Genomic DNA, 18,524 nt, shown 5'->3' on the forward strand with positions numbered 1-18,524 from the left:
GTCGCGGCACCGGGGCGGACAGCACAGGACACGACGAGGAGTCTCATGCGACTGTCATCAGCCCGACGCCGGATTCTGGCCGCGCTGGCCGCGGCCACCCTGTCCCTGGCGGGCCTTGCGCCGCTCGCCGCCGCTGACGAGCCCGACGTGCTCGACGCCTCGGCCCTGCCGCCGGGTGTCCACGACGCCGACCTCACCGTCGGCCCCTTCACGGTCACCGCCACGCCCGAGCGCACCGTCGAGGTCGACGCCAGCGCGAAGACCGGCGCCGACGGGACCGCCTTCACCCAGCGCCTCAAGCTCGGCGGCGCGGGCGAGGCCGACTACCGCTCGGTGCGGCTGAGCACGGCCGGGGCGGCGACCCTCGACGTCCACGCGCTCAGCTCCAGCTCCGGGGCGGACCGCGCCCTCGCCCTGCGCGAGGTCGCCACCGGCGCCGTCGTCGCCCAGGTGCCGGCCTTCGGCGACCCAGGGGCGGTCATCCCCACGCAGACCATCGAGATCCCCGCGGCCGGGGACTACTTCCTCGCCTCGCCCGCCTCCGGCGTCAACGTCTACGGCCTGGAGCTGCGGGCCGGTGCCGCGCCGGACCGCCTGCCCTGGACCGACGTCGCGCCACCCGCCGTCACCGGCGTCGCGGTCGACGACACCGACCCGGGGCTCCTGCGGGTCGACTTCACCGGCGTCGTCGGCAGGGACGGCGCGGACTACGCGAGCGTCACGCTCCTCGACAGCGCGGGGAACGAGCTCGACTCCGCGATGAGCGCGGCGGCCGGCGGCGGCGGCAGCCTCACCCTGGCCCCGGCGGCGTCGGGCAGCTACCGGGTCCGCGCGGCCCTGCACCGGCAGGGGGAGGAGCCGCTCGTCTCCACCGCGGTCGACGCCCCCGCCTTCACCCTGCCGCTCGCGACGCCTCGCATCTCCTCGGCGCTCACCACCGCCGTCGCCGACGGCGCCGCCGTGGTCACCGTCGCGTGGGGCGAGGTGCCCGAGGCCGAGAGCTACTCCGTGCGCTACCGGGAGACCGGCGCGGCCGACTACGAGACCGCCGCCGCGGACGTCACCGCGCTCGAGGCGGAGGTCGCCGGCCTCGTGCCCGGTGCCCACTACGAGCTCGTCGTCGTCGCCCACCGCGGCGGGGAGGAGACGGTCTCCGCGGCGTACCCCGTGACCGTCGCCGCCGAGGCCGAGCGCTGGCTGCTCGGACACGCCGGCGTCGGCTCCGGCGGCTCGGTCACCGAGCTCGCGGACGGTGCGCTGCGCTTCGACACCCGGGAGCACAACGGCAAGATCGCCGACTCCGAGGACGGCTTCCACTACTACTACACCGAGATCGACCCGGAGACGGAGAACTTCACCCTCTCGGCGACCTTCACCGTCAACGACGCCGCCGCCAAGGACAACCAGTCCGGCTTCGGGATCGTCGCCGTCGACACCTTCGTCCCCGGGGACGCCTCGGCGCGGTACTTCAACTCGGCCGGCGCGATGGCAGCGAAGTACGTGCGCGACGTCGACGGCACCACCGAGACCCGCTACGGCACCCCCGGCGGCAAGTTCGTCACCGGGTACACCGACGCGCCCACCGTCGCGTCGCCCACGCGCGACATGTCCGCCTCCGCGCCCTTCGACTGGGGCTACCGCGAGGGCTACACCGAGGGCTCCAACGCCAACCCGCCGCGCTTCCGCGCCGGGGACGTCTACGAGCTCACGCTGCGCCGCTCGAACACCGGCTTCCACGCGATCTGGGAGCGCGACGGCGAGGTCGAGGAGATCATCCACTACGACCCCGACCTGCTCCTTCAGCAGACGCAGGACTCCTTCTACGCCGGTGTCTTCGTCACCCGAAAGATCGACGTGACCGTCAGCGACATCACCTTCACCACCGTCCGCCCCGAGGACGACGACGAGGCCCTGGAGCCGCCGACGACCTTCGTCACCCCTCGGCTGACCGCCGACGTCACCCGCACCACCCCGCACCGCAGCATCGACGTGCCGCTCGTGGCCAACGTCCACGGCGAGGTCGTCATCGCCGACGACGGCGGCACCCCGGTCACCGGCCCCCTCACCCTCACGCCGGGGGAGCGGGAGTCGGTCCGGCTGCCGCTGCGCGCGGGGACCAACGACTTCACCGCGACGCTCACGCCCGCTCCGCGGGAGGAACAGCCCCAGCTGGGCGAGTACGAGGACCTCGCGTCCTACGCACCCCTGGCGGTGCCGCTGAGCTTCACGGTGGACGGCTTCGGTGAGCCGGGGCAGTCGGTGTGGGTCGCCCCGGACGGCACGCCGGAGGGCGAGGGCACGCCCGGTGCCCCGCTCGACCTGCACACGGCGGTGGCCTTCGCCCAGCCGGGGCAGCAGATCGTCCTGCGGGAGGGGACCTACCGGCCCGAGCGCGCCGTCGTCGTCGACCGCGGCAACAGCGGTACCGCGGACGCGCCGATCACCCTCATGTCGGAGCCCGGCACGCGGGCGGTGCTCGACCTCGCGGGGTCCGAGAGCGGCGGCATCGTGCTGCGCGGCGACCACTGGCACCTGCACGACCTCGAGCTCACCGGCTCGCAGGGCTACCGCAAGCCGCTGCTCGTCCAGGGCCACCACAACGTCGTCGAGCGCATCGAGTCCCACCACAACGGCGACACGGGCGTGCAGATCTCCGGCAGCTCGGACGAGCCGCCGAGCATGTGGCCCTCGCACAACCTCGTGCTCTCCAGCGTCGCGCACAACAACGCCGACCCGCTCGGCAACGACGCGGACGGCTTCGCCGCCAAGCTCACCGTCGGAGAGGGCAACGTCTTCCGCTACTCCATCGCCCACCACAACATCGACGACGGCTGGGACCTCTACGCGAAGTCGACCGAGGGACCGATCGGCGCCGTCGTCGTCGAGGACTCCGTCGCGTACCAGAACGGCTGGCTCGAGGCGGACGAGGAGCTCGCCGCGGTGGGCGAGGGCAACGGCTTCAAGCTCGGCGGGGAGTCGATGCCCGGGCGGCACCTGCTGCGCAACTCCGTCTCCTACGACAACTACGCCAAGGGCGTGACGAGCAACTCGGGCCCCGACGTGCGCGTCCACGACGTCACCGCCTACCACAACGGCCAGGCCGGGCAGTCGGGCGGCCGGATGAACCTCCAGCTGACGACCGGCGCCCCGGTCACCGGCTACGAGGCCACCGGCGTGCTGTCCTACCGGGGCAGCCAGGCGGACGACATCGTGCTGCGCGAGCAGGAGGACACCATCACGACCGACCCGAGCAACCACCTCGACGGGCGCGGGGTCAGCGACGACTGGTTCGTCAGCCTCGACCTGTCGATCACCCCGCGGATCGCCCCCGACGGGAGCATCGACATGGGCGGCCTGCTCGAGCTCACCGCCGCCGCCCCCGCCGACACCGGCGCCCGGCTCGGCCCGAACCCCGACCCCACCCGCCTCGAGCTCTACCCGCCGGTGACGAGCGACGCCGACCAGGGCGACGACGGCGGTGACGACGGCGGACCGGGCGGCGACGGCGGCCCGGACAGCACGCGCGACGGGGAACCCACGGCCGACGGGCGCGGGGCCCTGCCGGTGACCGGCGCCGGGGCGGTCGTGCTGCTCGCCGCGCTGGCCGGGCTCCTCACGCTCGGCGGCCTCGGCGTCCGCCGCGCCCGGCGAGGCTAGCGACGGTGCCGGGCGGGCCGCGGCCCGTCCGGCACCCACCCGGGCGCGGGCGCCGGACGCCGAACTAGGGTGGTGCCCATGAGCGAGGAGGCCACCGACCCCGCGAGCCCCGCGTACCCGGCGCACTGGGAGGCCGACGTCGTCCTGCGCGACGGCATCCCCATGCACATCCGGCCCATCCGGCCGGAGGACGCGCCCGCACTGCAGGCCATGCACCAGCGCCAGTCGCCGCTCTCGCAGTACTACCGCTTCTTCGCGCCCATGGAGCGGCTCAGCGACCGGGACCTGCACCGCTTCACGCACGTCGACCACGACGACCGCGTGGCCCTCGTCCTCACGAGCGGCGAGGACATCGTCGCCGTCGGCCGCTACGACCGCATCGACCGCGACCTCGCCGAGGTCGCCTTCTACGTCGCCGACTCCGAGCACGGCCGGGGGCTGGGCTCGGTGCTCCTCGAGCACCTCGCCGCCGCCGGCCGGGAGCGCGGCGTCGCCCGCTTCACCGCGGAGGTGCTGCCCGCCAACGCCCGCATGGTGCGGGTCTTCCGCGACGCCGGCTACGACGTCCGCCAGGAGCTGGACGACGGCGTGCTCCACGTCGACTTCCACATCGAGGAGACGGGCCGGTCCTGGACCGTCATGGCCGAGCGGGAGCAGCACGCGGAGTCGCTGAGCATGCGCACCCTGCTCGCCGCCGGGTCCGTCGTCGTCGCCGGCCTGGGCGGGCCCGAGCAGGTCTTCGCCGAGCGTGCCGCCGCCACCGTCCGCGCCGGGGACTTCACCGGCCCGGTCCACCTCGTCGGCCTGCCCGGCGGCGAGGGGCACGTCTCCCTCGCGGCGCTCGCCGACCACCTGCGCGACACCGGGGCGGCGGCCCCGGACCTCGCCGTCGTCGCGGGGGAGCCCGACGTCGTTGTCGCGGCGGTACCGGACCTCGCGGCGCTGGGGGTGCACGCCGTCGTCGTCCTCTCCGGGGGCTTCGCCGAGCGGGACGCCGCGGGCCGGCAGCGGCAGGAGGAGCTGGTCCGCCGCACCCGCGCGGCCGGGATGCGGCTGCTCGGCCCGGCCTCCTACGGCGTCGTCGCCGCCGGCCCGGCGGGCCGGCTCGACGCCACCCTCCGCCAGGGGATCGGTCAGGGCGGCCTCGCGCTGTTCTCCCAGTCCGGTGCCGCGGGCAGCGCGCTCCTCGCCGGCGTCCAGCAGCGGGGCATCGGGCTGCGCAGCTTCGTCTCCGCCGGGAACCGGGCCGACGTCTCGGGCAACGACACCATGCAGGCCTGGCAGGACGACCCCGGCATCGAGGCCGCCGTCGTCAACCTCGAGTCGATCGGCAACCCGCGCAAGTTCTCCCGCATCGCTCGCCGGCTGGGCGCCACCGTCCCGCTCATCACCGTGCTCAGCGGGCAGACCGGGCAGCAGGTGCCGCCCGGCCACGCCGTGCGCACCACCCGTGAGCCGCAGCGGGTGCTCGCGCAGATGCTCGACCAGGCCGGTGTCATCCGCAGCCGCACCACCCAGGAGATGCTCGACCTCGCCCAGCTCCTCGTCTCCCAGCCGCTCCCGCGCGGCCCGCGCACCGCGGTGCTGAGCAACTCCGGCGCGCTCACCACCGCGATCGCCGGCGCCGCCCGCACCCACGGCCTGCAGCCGGTGCCGGCCGGCGGCGGCCTGCCCGCCCTGGCCACCGGGGAGGACTACGCCCGCGAGCTCGCGCGGCTGCGTGCGGACGACTCGTGGGACGCGCTCGTCGTCGCCCACGTGCCGCCCTTCGGCGGCGGGGACGACGGCGTGTGGCGTGCCGTCGCGTCGGCCGCGGCGGGGGAGGAGCGGCCCGTGCTGGCCGCCGTCGAGGGGCTGCTCGGCCTGCGGGAGGAGCTGCGCAGCGACGGCCGCACCGTGCCGGCCTACGCCACGCCCTCCGACGCCGTCGCCGCCCTCGCCGGCGCCGTCGCCCACGCGCGGTGGCGCCAGGCCGACCGCGGCGAGCTCGTCGACCCGAGCGGCATCGCCCCCGCCCGCGCCCGGGAGCTGCTCGCCCCCGCGCTGCGCGGGCTGGCGCCGGGGGAGGTGGCCCGGCTCGGCGCCGAGGCCGTCGCCGAGCTCCTCGACTGCTACGGGCTGCGCCTCGTGCCCTCCCGCACGGCCCGCACCGCGGAGGAGGCGGTGACCGCCGCCCAGGAGCTCGGCTGGCCGGTCGCCCTCAAGACCCGCGACGAGGTGCTGCGCCACCGCGCCGACCTCGGCGGCGTGCGGCTGGACCTGCGCACCGCCGACGAGCTCACCACCGCCGTCGCCGCGATGACCCGCGACCTCGAGGCCGTCGGGCGGCCCGGCCTCGGCTTCGAGGTGCAGGCCATGGCCCCGCCCGGCGTCGCGTGCGTCGTGCGGGGGACGGAGGACGAGCTCTACGGGCCGGTCGTCTCCTTCGGCCTCGGTGGTGACGCCGTCGAGCTCCTCGACGACGTGTCCTACCGCATCCCGCCGCTCACCGACGTCGACGTCGCCCAGATGGTCCGCGCGGTCAAGGCCTCGCCCCGGCTCTTCGGGCACCGGGGCCTGCCGGTCATGGACGTCAAGGCGCTGGAGAACGTCGTCGCCCGCGTCTCCGTGCTCGTCGACGACCTCCCCGAGGTGCGCCAGATCCTCCTCAACCCGGTGCTCGTCGGACGCCGCGGGGCGGCCCTGCTCAGCGCCGTCGTCGAGGTGTCCCCGCCGGGGCGCGCCGACAGCGGCCGACGCGTCCTGCCCGGGGTCGGCGCAAGTGATGCCAAGATGGAGCCGTGGATCGCCGCAACGTGACGAACGACCTGCAGTCCCGCCTCCGCGCAGACCTGGACCGTGCCGGCTACTACCCGCGGCTCGTCCAGGGTGTGCTCGACATCGCCCTCGCCGGCGAGGAGGTGCGCGCCTACCTCGTCCACCCGGAGACGACCTTCGACTCCCGGGAGGTGCGCCGCCACCTCACCGCCCTCGCCCTGACGCCCACGCGGCTCGTCATGGCGCACGTGGACGACGTCCCCGGCGACGCCCTGCCCTCCGCCGCCGCGACCACCGAGGCCGTGCCCATCGACCGGATCTCCTCCGTCGCCCTCACCCACGGCGTCAGCGACCCCGCCGGCACCCACGGCGGCCTGCGCTCGGACGACCTGACGATCGCGGTCACCTGGGGCGGGGCCCAGCAGGTCGACCTCGCGCCCGCCGGCTGCAGCGACCCGGACTGCGAGGCCGACCACGGCTACACCGGCCTGCTCACGCCCGAGGACGTCGTCGTGCGGGTGAGCGCGCAGGCGGAGGGCGCCCAGGCCCTCGAGCAGGCCCTCGACTTCGCCCGGGCACTGTCCGCCGCGACGGTGTCGCCGACGTGACCGAGCTACCCCCGGACCTTCGCCTGCCCGACTACGACGGCGCCGGGCTGCGTGCCGTCCTGCCCGCCGCCCTCGACGCCGTCGGGGCGCCGACGACGAGCGGCGGCCGGACCTCGGCCGAGGACCGCGAGGCCCTCGGCCTGCCGCGGGCGCGCAAGGTCTGCGTCGTCCTCGTCGACGGGCTCGGCGCGCACATGCTCGCCGAGCGCGGCGGGCACGCGCCCTTCCTGCGCCGCCAGCTCGCCGACGGGCTCACCCTCACGAGCGGGTACCCCTCGACGACGGCCGCGAGCCTGACGATGTTCGGCACCGGCTGCACACCCGGTCAGACCGGAATGCTCGGCTACACGGTGCGCAACGACGCCGACGGCTCGCTGCTCAACCTCATCAGCTGGGAGGACGCCACCGTCACGCCGCGGCAGTGGCAGCCCCAGCCCACGCTCGTCGAGCAGCTCGGCACCGAGGCCTGGGGCAGGCGGGTGGCCAGCGTGGGCCCGGCGCGCTTCGTCGGCTCCGGGCTCACCGAGGCCGCCCTGCGCGGTCCGCGCTTCGTCGCGGCGGACTCCATGGCCGACCGCGTGGACGCGACCTGCTCCCTGCTGCGCGCCCGCGACACCGACCTCGTCTACCTCTACTGGGGCGACGTCGACAAGATGGGCCACCACCACGGCTGGGGCTCGTGGCAGTGGGGGGAGGCGGTCGAGCTCGTCGACGCCGAGATCTCCCGGCTCGCCCGCCAGCTGCCCAAGGGCACGCTCCTGCTCGTCACCGCCGACCACGGCATGGTCGACCTCGGGCCCGACTCCCGGATCGACGTCGCGACCACGCCCGAGCTGGACCGGGACGTCACGCTCATCGCGGGCGAGCCGCGCGCCGTCCACGTCCACACCGAGCCCGGCCGCGCCCCCGAGGTCGCCGCTCGCTGGCGCGATGTCCTCGGCGAGACCGCCTGGGTGCTGCTGCGCGAGCAGGCCGAGGAGATCGGGCTGTTCGGCCCGCTGAGCGAGCGGCACCGCACCACGGTGGGCGACGTCGTCGTGGCGACTCGGGGCACACGCGCCGTCGTCGACTCGCGCACGCAGACGCCGTCGTCGATCGCGCTCGTCGGGGTCCACGGCTCGCTCACCCCGGCCGAGCTCGAGATCCCCCTCGTGCGCGTGGTGGTCTGAGGTGGCCGAGCTCGTCTTCTTCGCCGGGACGATGGACTCCGGCAAGTCCACCCTCGCCCTGCAGATCGACCACAACTACCGCCGCCGCGGGCTGGACGGGCTGATCTTCAGCCGCAACGACCGCGCCGGGACAGGCGTGCTCTCCTCACGGCTCGGTCTGTCGGTCGACGCCGTCGAGGCCGACGACGCGACGGACTTCTGGGAGGAGGTCGTCACCCGCCGCACCCACGGCGGGCGGGTGGACTACCTCGTGTGCGACGAGGCGCAGTTCTACAGCGTCGAGCAGGTCGAGCAGCTCGCGCGGCTCGTCGACGACATGGACCTCGACGTCTTCGCCTTCGGCATCACCACCGACTTCCGCACCCGCCTCTTCCCGGGCTCGGCGCGGCTCCTCGAGCTCGCCGACCGGGTGGAGCAGCTGCAGGTCCAGTCGCTGTGCTGGTGCGGGCGACGCGCCACGCACAACGCGCGCACGGTCGGCGGGCGGATGGTGACCGAGGGGGAGCAGGTCGTCGTCGGGGACACCGAGGGCCAGGAGCCGCCCGCCGACGGCGTGGGCTACGAGGTCCTGTGCCGGCGCCACCACCTGCGCCGGCAGACCGCCGCCGTCGCCGGCGCCGCCGAGCTCAGCCCCGAGACCCTGCCCCTGGGCTAACGAGCCGGCCCAGCGCCGGCACCCATCCCCTTCCGGCGCTGACAGCCGGATTTCGCCAGGCAGCATTCGGCTCTCGGCGAACGGCGGCGAGGGGTGCGCGGCTGGGCTACTCGGGCTTGGCGCCGAAGACGATCTCGTCCCAGCTCGGCACGCTCGCGCGGCGGCCGCGGCTGGAGCGGCGCTTGGGCTCCTTCGGCTCGGCCTCCCGGCCGGCGCCCTGGGAGGCGCGGCGCGCCCCGGCACCCTGCGGCTGGGCGGGCTCGGGCTCGGGCTCGGCGGTGGGCGCCTCGGGCGCCGGCTCGGCCGGGCGGGCGTCGCGCGGCATCGGCAGCACCTCGGCGTCGACCGCCTCGTGCAGGCGCGAGGCCGGCGGGTGCGCGGCGGGAGGCAGACCCCAGTCCTCGTCCTCCTCGACCGGCTCGAGCTCGGGGCGGGTACCGCGCGTGGCGCGCAGCTCGGCGAGGAGGTCGTCGGTGCTCGCGGCCGGCAGGTCCCCGAAGCCGAGGTCCTCCTCGGGTTCGGCGTCGGTGAGGTCGGCGTCGACGGCCGCGAGGGCCGGGCCGAGGTCGCCGTCGGCCTCGACGTCGTAGAGCCGCACGGGCGCGAGGTGCCGGCGGGAGGGGGTGGCGGGGGCGACTTCGGTCTCCGAGAGCCAGCGGCCCTCGTCGTCCAGGGCGTGGGTGGTGCGGGCGGTCATGTCGACCTCCCAGCGCGCCTCGCGGTGCTTGTCCCCGGCGGTGAACCGCGCGATGAGCTCCCAGGAGCGGTCCGGTGCGCGCACCGCGTCCCACTCGATCTCCGGGGCGCGCACGCCGCGCGTGGCCAGGCGGTCGAGGACGAGGTCACCGAGCGGCGGGGAGTCCTCGGCCCGGCCGACGGTGAAGCGCCGCGCCTGCTCGACGACCCAGCTGCGCTCGGCCAGGACCGGGCCCTCGTAGCGCTGCACGTGCTCGACGGGCAGCCCGGCCGCCTCGGCGACCTCCACGGCCGTGGCCCCGGCGCGGATGCGCGCCTGGATCTCCTTGGGCCGCAGTCCCGCGCCGGCACGGATCTGCTCGAGCTGGGGCCGGTCGCGCCGGACGGCGGCACGCAGCGCGTCGTCGACCAGCAGGCGGTAGCGCTGGCCGTCCGGTCCGGCGAGCGTGAGGTGCTCGCCGTCGCTGTGCAGCCCGACGAGTTCGAGCTCTAGCATGTCGTCCCCCTTCGAGGTATGAGTCGAGGGTGCCACCGCTCCCGGCCCGGATGCCGGATTCCGGCCGGTGTGTTCGCCAGGGCCCTGCCAGCATGGACCCGTGCGGCCGCTCGGCCGGGGACCTCCCCCGGCGTGGCACGGCCGGAGGAAGGACGCCATGACGGAGACCACCGAGCTCATGCGCACCGCCGAGAGCATCGCCCGGGAGGCGGGTGACCTCGTCCGTGCCGCCCTGGGCGGCTCGGTCACGGTCGCGGCCACCAAGAGCAGCGGCGTCGACCTCGTCACCGAGGTGGACCAGGCCGCCGAGTCGCTCATCCGCCGCCGCCTCGCCGAGCTGCGCCCCGACGACGGCGTCCTGGGCGAGGAGGAGGGCTGGCAGGCCGGCTCGTCCGGGCTCGTGTGGATCGTCGACCCCATCGACGGTACGACGAACTTCGTCTACGGCCTGCCGGGCTACTCGGTGAGCATCGCTGTGGCCCGCGCCGAGGGGGAGGACCCCTTTTCCTGGGAGCTGCTCGCCGGCGCCGTGCACGCCCCCGCCACTGGGCAGACGTGGAGCGCCGCCCGTGGTGCGGGCGCCTACGCCGAGGGCGAGCGGATCACCATCGGCACCCCGCCGGAGCTGGCCACCTCGCTCGTGGGCACCGGCTTCGCCTACACCGCCGAGCGCCGCGCCGGCCAGGCGCAGGTGCTCACGGCCGTGCTTCCCCGGGTGCGCGACATCCGCCGGCTCGGGTCGGCGGCCATGGACCTGTGCCTCGTCGCCTCCGGCGCCCTCGACGTCTTCTACGAGCGCTACCTCAACCCGTGGGACATGGCGGCCGGCGCCCTCGTCGTCACCGAGGCGGGCGGCGTCGTCGAGCGCGTGGGCGACGGCGTCGAGGGCGTGACCGTCGGCGGACCGGCCCCGCTCGTGGAGGAGCTGCTCGCCGTCGTGCGGCCCGCGCTCGGCTGAGGGCGGGCGGCCCGGGAGATTCCTGTCACACCGCCGGGACGTTTCCACTCGACAAAGCCCGGAACACTGCGGAAACTAAGCCCTTCGCGCGCCTGCGACCGCGACGCCGGGGCACCCGATGGTGCACAATCCGGGTGCCGCGGGAACAACGAGGGAGCCTCGACGTTCCTGAGGTACGGCACGCGTGCCGTGCCCCTGACACGACTAAGACGAACCGGAGCGTGACGTCTACATGGCGACCGACTACGACGCGCCTCGCAAGAACGAGGAGGACCTCTCCGAGGACTCGATCGAGGAGCTCAAGGCCCGCCGGGCCGAGAAGAGCTCGCCCTCGGTCGACGAGGACGAGGCGGAGGCCGCCGAGGGCTTCGAGCTGCCCGGAGCCGACCTCAGTAACGAGGAGCTGTCGGTGCGGGTGCTCCCGCGCCAGGCCGACGAGTTCACCTGCTCGCGGTGCTTCCTCGTCCACCACCGCAGCCAGCTCGCCTACGAGGACGGCGGCCAGCTCGTCTGCTCGGAGTGCGCTGCCTGACCAGCCCGTCCCAGGGCCGCGGCCAGCTCGGTAGGACGCCGGCTGGCCACGAGCCAGTAGGGCGTCGGGTCCCGCGGGTCGACGACGGCCACGCGCACCCCCTGCCGGACCCACGGGCGGTGGCAGAGGAAGGCGCGGGCGTCGGCCCCCGGACCCATGGCCGCAACCATCGCATCGGCGTCGAGCACCTCGGTCTCCCCGAGGTGCACGACGCCGATTCGTGCGTTCGCGGCGTGGAGCACCGGTCCCGTGCCCAGCTCCTCGTCGCCGAGCTCGACGACGACGCGTGGCGACGTGAGGATCAGGCCGACGACGACGGCGAGGGCCGCCACCGCCCCGACGACGTAGCCGGCAGTCGCGCTGAAGGGCCACACGAGGGCCCCGACGGCGGCGCCGGCCAGGGCGCCGAGCAGGAGGTTGACGGCGCGCGGGCGCAGCCGCTCGGAGAAGATGACGGTGTCCACGGGACAACTCTCCCACTCGGCCGCCGGGGAGGCGGACAGGAGTTTGGGGACGGGGGAGGGGTCAGTACAGTCGCGGGCGTGAGTGACTACGTCGACGTCCCGCTGCAGCGGCTGGACCCGGACCTGCCCAGCCCGTCTTACGCCCACCCCGGTGACGCCGGGGCCGACCTCCACGCCCGGCACGACGTCGAGCTCGGGCCCGGTGAGCGCGCCGTCGTCGCGACCGGGGTCGCCATCGCGCTGCCCGAGGGGTGGGCGGCCTTCGTCCACCCGCGCTCGGGGCTGGCCGCCCGCCACGGTGTCACGGTGGTCAACGCTCCGGGTACCGTGGACGCTGGGTTCCGCGGTGAGATCAAGGTGATCCTCCTCAACACCGACCTCCGGGAGACGGTGCGGATCGCGCGCGGCGACCGCGTGGCGCAGCTCGTCGTGCAGCGCGTCGCGCAGGCCCGCTTCACCGAGGTCGAGGACCTGCCCGGGTCGGCACGCGGCGCCGGGGGACTGGGGTCAACGGGCGGCTGGAGCAGCGCCGGAGCGGGAGGCAGGAACTGATGGGGCTCTTCTCACGACGTCGCAAGGAGCAGGACCCGGCGGTCGAGGCCGCCGCGGAGGACACGCAGGACGAGCCGACCCCTGCAGCGCCCGAGGGTCGCGGCCCCTGGGACGTCGGTGACGTCCCCGAGCTCGGCCAGCGGCTCGACCTCGGTGCGCTGCGGGTGCCGGCCCGCCCCGGCCTCAAGGTCCGGATGGAGATGGACAAGCGCACGCGCCAGGTGGTCGCCGCCGGGCTCACCGTCTCCGGCTCCTCGCTCCAGGTGCAGGCCTTCGCCGCGCCGCGCTCGGGTGGCCTGTGGGACGAGCTGCGCCCGGAGATCGTCACGTCGGTCGAGAAGCAGGGCGGCACGGCCGACGAGGTCGACGGCCCCTTCGGCCGCGAGATCCTCGCCCGCCTCCCCGTCACCACCCAGGACGGGCGCATGGGCCACCGTCCCGCGCGCTTCATCGGCGTCGACGGGCCGCGCTGGTTCCTCCGCGGCGTCCTCAGCGGCCGGGCCGCCGTCGACCCCGACGCCGCCGCCGAGCTCGAGGAGCTCTTCGCCGACACCGTCGTCGTCCGCGGTCAGGAGGCCCGCCCGCCCCGCGACGTCCTCGTCCTGCGCATGCCCGGCAAGGCCGCCGCCGCCACGACGGCGGAGGAGACCCCGACGACGTCCTTCGACCCGCTCGAGCGCGGGCCGGAGATCACCGAGATCCGCTGAGGCCGTGAGCCAGTCCCTCGCCGAGGCCCCCGCCCGCCGGCGTACCCGCGTCGACGGCGTGCTCGTCGCCGTCACCTACCGCCCCTCCGGCACGCCGGTCGGGCTCGTGGGGCGGCTCAGCGACGGCAGCACCGAGGTCGACCTCGTGTGGCTCGGCCGCCGTGAGATCCCCGGCATCGCACCCGGCCGGCGTCTCGTCGCGGAGGGCGTCGTCCACCGCGGCGGGGTGCGCCCGATCATCTTCAACCCGGCCTACCGGCTGCTCCGGGAGGACTCATGACCACCGGCCCCACCGACCCGGGCGCGGAGACCGCGCCCGACGCCGTCGCCGAGGCGGTCACCCGCTCGCGGATGAGCCAACTCGCGGGGGAGGACTTCTCCTTCGCCGACGCGATCGGCGGGGTGCGCGGCCTCGTCGAGTCGGTCGCCCCCGGGCTCGTCTTCGTCGTCGTCTACCTCGTCGCGGGCCAGGAGCTGCTCCCGCCGCTCGTCGCCTCCCTCGCCGTCGCCGTCGTCCTCGTCGTCGCGCGGCTCGTGGGCGGCACGCCGGTGACCCAGGCCCTCGGCGGCGTCCTCGGCGTCGTCATCGGTGTCGTGTGGGCGTGGCGCTCGGGTGAGGCGCAGGACTACTTCGCCTTCGGCCTGTGGACCAACGCCGCCTACGCCGTCGCCCTGCTCGTCAGCGTGCTCGTGCGCTGGCCGCTCGTCGGTGTCGTCGTCGCCCTGCTGCGCCAGGAGGGCTTCGCCTGGCGCACCGACCCGGCGCAGCGCGCGCGGCTGCGCCGCTACACGGCCGTCACCTGGCTGTGGATCGGGCTCTTCGTCGCCCGCCTCGCCGTCCAGCTCCCGCTCTACCTCGACGCGTCGACGGCGTGGCTCGGCACCGCCCGGCTCGTCATGGGCGTGCCGCTGTGGGCGCTGTCGCTGTGGTTCACGTGGCTGCTGGTGCGGGAGCGACCAGACGCTGCAGCGCGGCCGGGTCAGCCCGCTCACTGAGCACGAGGACGAGCCGGTCCCCGGCGACGATGCGCTCGTCCGGGTCCGGCGGCACGGGCTCCCCGGAGCGGATGATCACCGAGAGGATGCAGCCCGGCCCCCAGTCGACGTCGCGCACCGTGCGGCCGGCGACGGCGGAGCCCGGCGCGAGCGTCACCTCGTGCATGCTCGTGCCCGAGCCGTGGAAGGAGAAGATCCGCACGAGGTCGCCGACGGACACGGCCTCCTCGACGAGCGCCGTCATGATCCGCGGCGTGGAGACCTGGACGTCCACGCCCCACGCGGCGTCGAACATCCACTCGTTCTTCGGGTTGTTGACCCGCGCGACGACGCGCGGCACCCCGAACTCCGTCTTCGACAGGAGCGAGACGACGAGGTTGGCCTTGTCGTCACCCGTCGCGGCGACGACGACGTCGCAGGAGGCGACACCGGCCTCGGCGAGGCTGGAGATCTCGCAGGCGTCGGCGAGCTGCCACTCGGCGTCGGCCACCGAGGCGATGCGCATGGCGGCCGGCTGACGGTCGACCAGCGTGACCGAGTGCCCGTGCGAGAGCAGCTCCCGGGCGATGGACCGGCCCACGCTGCCGGCCCCGGCGATGACGACGCGCATCAGACCTCCTCCTCGCGCGGGGGAGCGGACAGGACCCGCTGGACCTGCTCGACGGCGTCGGTGAGGGCGAGGACGTGGAGCAGGTCCCCGTCCTGCAGGACGGTCCCGGCGTCGGGCAGCACACCCGAGCCCCGGCGGGTGAGGAACGCCGCCCGCGCCCCCGAGGCCAGCTCGAGCTCGGTGAGCGGACGGCCCACCCAGCTGCTGTGGACGTCGAGCTGGACGAGGGACACCCGGCCCGACGCGTCGCGGTAGTCGGCCGTGCCGCCGGTCGGCAGCAGCCGCCGCAGCACCTGGTTCGCGGTCCACCGCACGGTCGCGACCGTCGGGATGCCCAGGCGCTCGTAGACCTCCGCGCGCCGAGGGTCGTAGATCCGGGCGACGACGTTGGCCACCCCGAAGGTCTCGCGCGCCACCCGGGCGGCCAGCACGTTGGAGTTGTCGCCGCTCGAGACGGCCGCGAAGCCGAAGGCGTCCTCGATCCCGGTCTGCGAGAGGGCGTCGCGGTCGAAGCCGAGTCCGGTGACGCGCTGGCCGGAGAACTCGTCCGGCAGGCGCCGGAAGGCGTCGGGGTTCTGGTCGAGGACGGCCACCGAGTGGCCCTGCTCCTCGAGCTGGACGGCGAGGGTCGAGCCCACCCGGCCGCAGCCCATGATGACGAAGTGCACGTCGGCACGCTACCGCGCGCAGGCCTAGCATGAGTCCCCGTGACCCCCGACCCCGCGGCCTTCCACCGGGCACTGCTCGCCCGGCCCCGCGGCCGGTCCCGTCATCCCGCGCCGTCCGCGGCGCTCGTCCTGCTCGCCGCGCCCGCGGCCGCCGGCGTCGTCGGCGACGGCGGGCGGTGGGCCGCGCTCGGTGCGCTCGGCTGCCTCGGCGTGCTCGTCCTCGCCCTCTCGCAACTGCCCGAGGACGCCCCGCGGGGAGCGGACGGGGTGCGCGCCCCCGCGCTGCTCGTCGAGCGCGTCCTGCTCCTCGCCGCTGCGGCGGCCACCTCCGCCCAGCTGCTCACCGCCGCCGGTCTCGCCCTTCCCGCTCCCGTCCTCGCCGCCGTCCTCGTCGCCCTGGCCCTCGTCCTGCGCCTCACGGTCGTGCACGGTGCCCGACGGCGGGTGACGGCCGCGCTCGGCGTGCTCGCGGCCGTCGTCCTCGCCGCCGTCGTCGCCGCGGCGGTGGTCGGTGGTGCGGTGCCCGGCCGGCCCGCCGGCGCGGACCATTCGCTGGCCGCGCAGGTGCTCGCCGTGGGCGGGGCGCTGGCCCTCACCGGCGTGGTGCTCCAGCCGGCGCTGCTCGTCTCGCGGCGGCGCGGCGTGCCGCGCACCGGCGTGGCCGCGCTGGGCGTCGCGGCGCTCCTCGTCCTGTCCGGCGCGGCCCTCGACCCGCTGGCCGCGGTGAGCGGGGGCCTTGGTGACGGTGCGGCCGCCGTGGTCGCGGTGCTCCTCGCGGGCGGGCTGCTCGCCGCCGGCGCGAGCGCGCTGTCCGGGCTGCCGCGGCCGCCCGGGAGCTGGCTCGCGAGCCGGAGCTGGCCCGCCGGCGCGGCGGGCCGCCGGCTCAGCACCGCCGTGGCGGTCGCGGCGCTCGTCGTCGTGCTCCTCGCGGGCGGTCAGCCCGGGCGGCTCGTCGCGTGCTACGCCGTCGCCGTCCTGCTGCTCACCGCGCTCGCCCTGCACGCGGGGCGGCGGGAGTGGCGCCGCCGCCTCGAGATCCTCTACCGGCCCTCGCCCCGCCGCGCCGCCCGCCGCGCCCGGGCGCTCACCGGGGTCGGCGCGGTCCTCGCCGCCGTCCTGCTGCTCCTCGCCGTGCCCCGGGGCTGGCCCGCGCTCGTCGCCGTCGCGGCGGCGTCGGCGATGATGTGGGGTGTGAGCCGACACGACCGCGAGCTGCGCGCGCGCCTGGCCCTGGAGCATGTGGCCCAGGACCGGCCGCTGCCCACCACCGTGCGCGCCTTCGTCGTCGTCCCCGAGCTCGACCGGCCCGCCGTGCGGGCCGTCGGCTACGCCCGGGCGATGCGGGCCACCTCGGTCGAGGCGCTGACGGTGCCGCGTGACGAGGACGCCGCCGTGGCGCTGCGCCGCCAGTGGGCCGCGCTCGACCTGCCGGTCCCGCTCGTCGAGCTCGCCGCCCCGCCCGGGGACGCCGGCGCCGGGGTCGTCGCGCACGTCGCCGCGGCCCGGCGCGCCGAGCCCGACGGGCTCGCCGTCGTCTACCTGCCCGAGACCACCGCCAGGCGCTGGTGGCGCCGGCTGCTGCTCGGCAGCGGGCCGCAGCGGCTGCGCACGCGGCTGCTCGCCCTGCCCGGCACCGTCGTCAGCACCGTCCCCTGGCCCACCGAGGAGAGCTGAGCACATGGACGTCCTGACCGGGGTCACCGTCGGCCCGCCCGCCCACGGCGGCCACTGCGTGGCCCGCGTCGAGGGCCGCGTCGTCTTCGTGCGCCACACCGCACCCGGCGAGGTCGTCGACGTGCGGCTCACCGAGGCCGGCGAGGGCCGGAAGTTCTGGCGCGGGGACGCCGTCGCCGTCCACGAGGCCTCCCCGGACCGCGTCCCCAGCCGATGGCCCGAGGCCGGGCCCGGCGGGGTCGGCGGGGGAGAGCTCGCCCACCTGGCGCTCGCGGCCCAGCGCCGCTGGAAGGCGGAGGTCGTGCGGGACACGCTGCGCCGCATCGGCCACCTCGAGCTCGAGCACCTCGGCCCGATCGTCGTCGAGCCGCTCGGCGACGACGACGCCCGCGAGGGGCTGGGCACCCGCACCCGCATCGACCTCGTCCTCGACGCCGCCTCCCGGCCGGGTATGTACCGCCACCGGACCCACGACGTCGTGCCGCTCGAGCAGATGCCGCTCGCCGTGCCCGCGATCGCCGAGGCCGGGCTCTTCGCACCCGGGCGCTGGGACGGCGTGCCGCCCGGCACCCGGCTCGACGTCGTCGCCCCGAGCGACGGGCCCGTCGTCGTCCTCGCCGGCGGCCGCCCCGTCGACCTCGCCGACCCTGCCGGCTCGCTGGCGCCCCGCCGCGCACCCCGCCGCGGGCGTCGGGGGAGCGCCGCGCCCGCTCGCGTGGCCGTCCGGGAGCGGGTGAGCACCGCCGTCGGCGAGCTCGCCTACCGGGTGGACGCGACCGGGTTCTGGCAGGTGCACCGCGACGCGCCGGCCGCGCTCGTGGACGCGGTCCTCGCCGCCGTCCGCCCCGAGCCGGGGCAGCGCGTCGCCGACCTGTACTCCGGCGCCGGCCTGTTCACCGTCCCGCTCGCGCGGGCCGTGGGGGAGACGGGCCGCGTGGACGCCGTCGAGGTCAACGACCGCGCCGTCAAGGACGCGCGCCGCAACCTGCACGACACGCCGCAGGCCACGCTCCACGCGGCCGGGGTCTCCGCCGAGGTGGTGGAGGCGCTGGGCAGCGGCGTCGACGCCGTCGTCCTCGACCCGCCCCGCTCGGGCGCGGGGACCGCGGTGATGACAGCGCTGACGGAGCTGGCGCCCCGCCGCATCGTCTACGTCGCCTGCGACCCGGCGGCGCTGGCGCGCGACCTGCGCACCGCCGTCGACCACGGCTACGACGTCACCGCCCTCACCGGTTACGACCTGTTCCCGCACACCCACCACGTCGAGTGCGTGGCGGTGCTCGAGCCGCGCGCGGGCTGAGCGACGCGCCGCCCGTTCGGCGTGA

17 protein-coding genes are annotated in these 18,524 nt (G+C 75.9%); 13 read left to right on the forward strand and 4 right to left on the reverse strand.

Going from position 1 to position 18,524, the window contains the following annotated elements; translation table 11 throughout:
- Positions 1–45 precede the first annotated feature (45 nt).
- The 5 genes from AA0005_RS09085 to AA0005_RS09105 all read left to right on the forward strand — a co-directional run bounded on the left by AA0005_RS09085 (position 46) and on the right by AA0005_RS09105 (position 8,846).
- Positions 46–3,657, forward strand: coding sequence for a hypothetical protein (locus tag AA0005_RS09085; RefSeq protein ID WP_413449857.1), 3,612 nt, complete (start codon positions 46–48; stop codon positions 3,655–3,657).
- Between the two features lie 78 nt (positions 3,658–3,735).
- Entirely contained in the window at positions 3,736–6,456 is a 2,721-nt protein-coding gene (locus AA0005_RS09090) for a GNAT family N-acetyltransferase (protein WP_413449858.1), read from the forward strand.
- Positions 6,438–7,022: a DUF5998 family protein gene (locus AA0005_RS09095; RefSeq protein WP_413449859.1), complete on the forward strand. Its 585-nt coding sequence runs from the start codon at positions 6,438–6,440 to the stop codon at positions 7,020–7,022. Before AA0005_RS09090 ends, AA0005_RS09095 begins: the two co-directional genes overlap by 19 nt.
- Complete coding sequence (locus AA0005_RS09100; RefSeq protein ID WP_413449860.1) at positions 7,019–8,191, forward strand: alkaline phosphatase family protein; 1,173 nt, start codon at positions 7,019–7,021, stop codon at positions 8,189–8,191. Before AA0005_RS09095 ends, AA0005_RS09100 begins: the two co-directional genes overlap by 4 nt.
- Before the next feature lies 1 nt (position 8,192).
- On the forward strand, positions 8,193–8,846 hold the full coding sequence (locus AA0005_RS09105) for a thymidine kinase (protein ID WP_413449861.1): 654 nt from the start codon (positions 8,193–8,195) through the stop codon (positions 8,844–8,846).
- A 106-nt stretch (positions 8,847–8,952) separates the two neighbouring features.
- On the opposite strand, the gene sepH is transcribed toward AA0005_RS09105, so the two are convergent.
- Positions 8,953–10,038, reverse strand: a complete 1,086-nt coding sequence (gene sepH / locus AA0005_RS09110) for a septation protein SepH (RefSeq protein WP_413449862.1) — start codon at positions 10,036–10,038, stop codon at positions 8,953–8,955.
- Positions 10,039–10,195: 157 nt separating this feature from the next.
- On the opposite strand from sepH, the gene AA0005_RS09115 reads away from it, so the two are divergent.
- Together AA0005_RS09115 and AA0005_RS09120 are read left to right on the forward strand one after the other, a co-directional pair.
- Entirely contained in the window at positions 10,196–10,996 is an 801-nt protein-coding gene (locus AA0005_RS09115; protein WP_413449863.1) for an inositol monophosphatase family protein, read from the forward strand.
- Between the two features lie 232 nt (positions 10,997–11,228).
- Positions 11,229–11,528 (forward strand): DUF4193 domain-containing protein, encoded by a 300-nt coding sequence (locus AA0005_RS09120; RefSeq protein WP_110850981.1) that lies wholly within the window; start codon positions 11,229–11,231, stop codon positions 11,526–11,528.
- On the opposite strand, the gene AA0005_RS09125 is transcribed toward AA0005_RS09120, so the two are convergent.
- A complete protein-coding gene (locus tag AA0005_RS09125; RefSeq protein ID WP_413449864.1) occupies positions 11,483–11,992 on the reverse strand; it encodes a DUF3093 domain-containing protein in 510 nt (169 codons plus the stop codon). The two genes, AA0005_RS09120 and AA0005_RS09125, sit on opposite strands and share 46 nt — an antisense overlap.
- A 78-nt stretch (positions 11,993–12,070) precedes the next feature.
- On the opposite strand from AA0005_RS09125, the gene dut reads away from it, so the two are divergent.
- Genes dut through AA0005_RS09145 form a run of 4 tightly spaced genes read left to right on the forward strand, consistent with a single transcriptional unit; the run spans position 12,071 to position 14,247 of the window.
- On the forward strand, positions 12,071–12,544 hold the full coding sequence (dut, locus tag AA0005_RS09130) for a dUTP diphosphatase (protein WP_413449865.1): 474 nt from the start codon (positions 12,071–12,073) through the stop codon (positions 12,542–12,544).
- Positions 12,544–13,251, forward strand: coding sequence for a DUF3710 domain-containing protein (locus AA0005_RS09135; RefSeq protein WP_413449866.1), 708 nt, complete (start codon positions 12,544–12,546; stop codon positions 13,249–13,251). Before dut ends, AA0005_RS09135 begins: the two co-directional genes overlap by 1 nt.
- 4 nt (positions 13,252–13,255) lie before the next feature.
- Positions 13,256–13,531 carry a DNA-binding protein gene (locus AA0005_RS09140; RefSeq protein ID WP_413449867.1) on the forward strand — a complete coding sequence of 92 codons (276 nt, stop codon included), beginning with the start codon at positions 13,256–13,258 and terminating at the stop codon, positions 13,529–13,531.
- Positions 13,528–14,247, forward strand: a complete 720-nt coding sequence (locus AA0005_RS09145) for a DUF3159 domain-containing protein (RefSeq protein ID WP_413449868.1) — start codon at positions 13,528–13,530, stop codon at positions 14,245–14,247. Before AA0005_RS09140 ends, AA0005_RS09145 begins: the two co-directional genes overlap by 4 nt.
- Here AA0005_RS09145 and AA0005_RS09150 read toward each other — a convergent pair.
- Both AA0005_RS09150 and AA0005_RS09155 read right to left on the reverse strand, forming a co-directional pair.
- Positions 14,183–14,857: a potassium channel family protein gene (locus AA0005_RS09150; RefSeq protein WP_413449869.1), complete on the reverse strand. Its 675-nt coding sequence runs from the start codon at positions 14,855–14,857 to the stop codon at positions 14,183–14,185. The two genes, AA0005_RS09145 and AA0005_RS09150, sit on opposite strands and share 65 nt — an antisense overlap.
- Positions 14,857–15,510, reverse strand: a complete 654-nt coding sequence (locus AA0005_RS09155) for a potassium channel family protein (RefSeq protein ID WP_413453078.1) — start codon at positions 15,508–15,510, stop codon at positions 14,857–14,859. Before AA0005_RS09155 ends, AA0005_RS09150 begins: the two co-directional genes overlap by 1 nt.
- A gap of 54 nt (positions 15,511–15,564) precedes the next feature.
- Between AA0005_RS09155 and AA0005_RS09160 the strand changes: the two genes are divergently transcribed.
- The gene (locus AA0005_RS09160; RefSeq protein ID WP_413449870.1) at positions 15,565–17,199 is read left to right on the forward strand and encodes a hypothetical protein; all 1,635 of its coding nucleotides are present in this window, start codon (positions 15,565–15,567) and stop codon (positions 17,197–17,199) included.
- A 4-nt stretch (positions 17,200–17,203) separates the two neighbouring features.
- Positions 17,204–18,499 carry a class I SAM-dependent RNA methyltransferase gene (locus AA0005_RS09165; RefSeq protein ID WP_413449871.1) on the forward strand — a complete coding sequence of 432 codons (1,296 nt, stop codon included), beginning with the start codon at positions 17,204–17,206 and terminating at the stop codon, positions 18,497–18,499.
- Positions 18,500–18,524: the final 25 nt, after the last annotated feature.

This window comes from Georgenia phoenicis (assembly GCF_047302425.1).
GTDB lineage: Bacteria > Actinomycetota > Actinomycetes > Actinomycetales > Actinomycetaceae > Oceanitalea.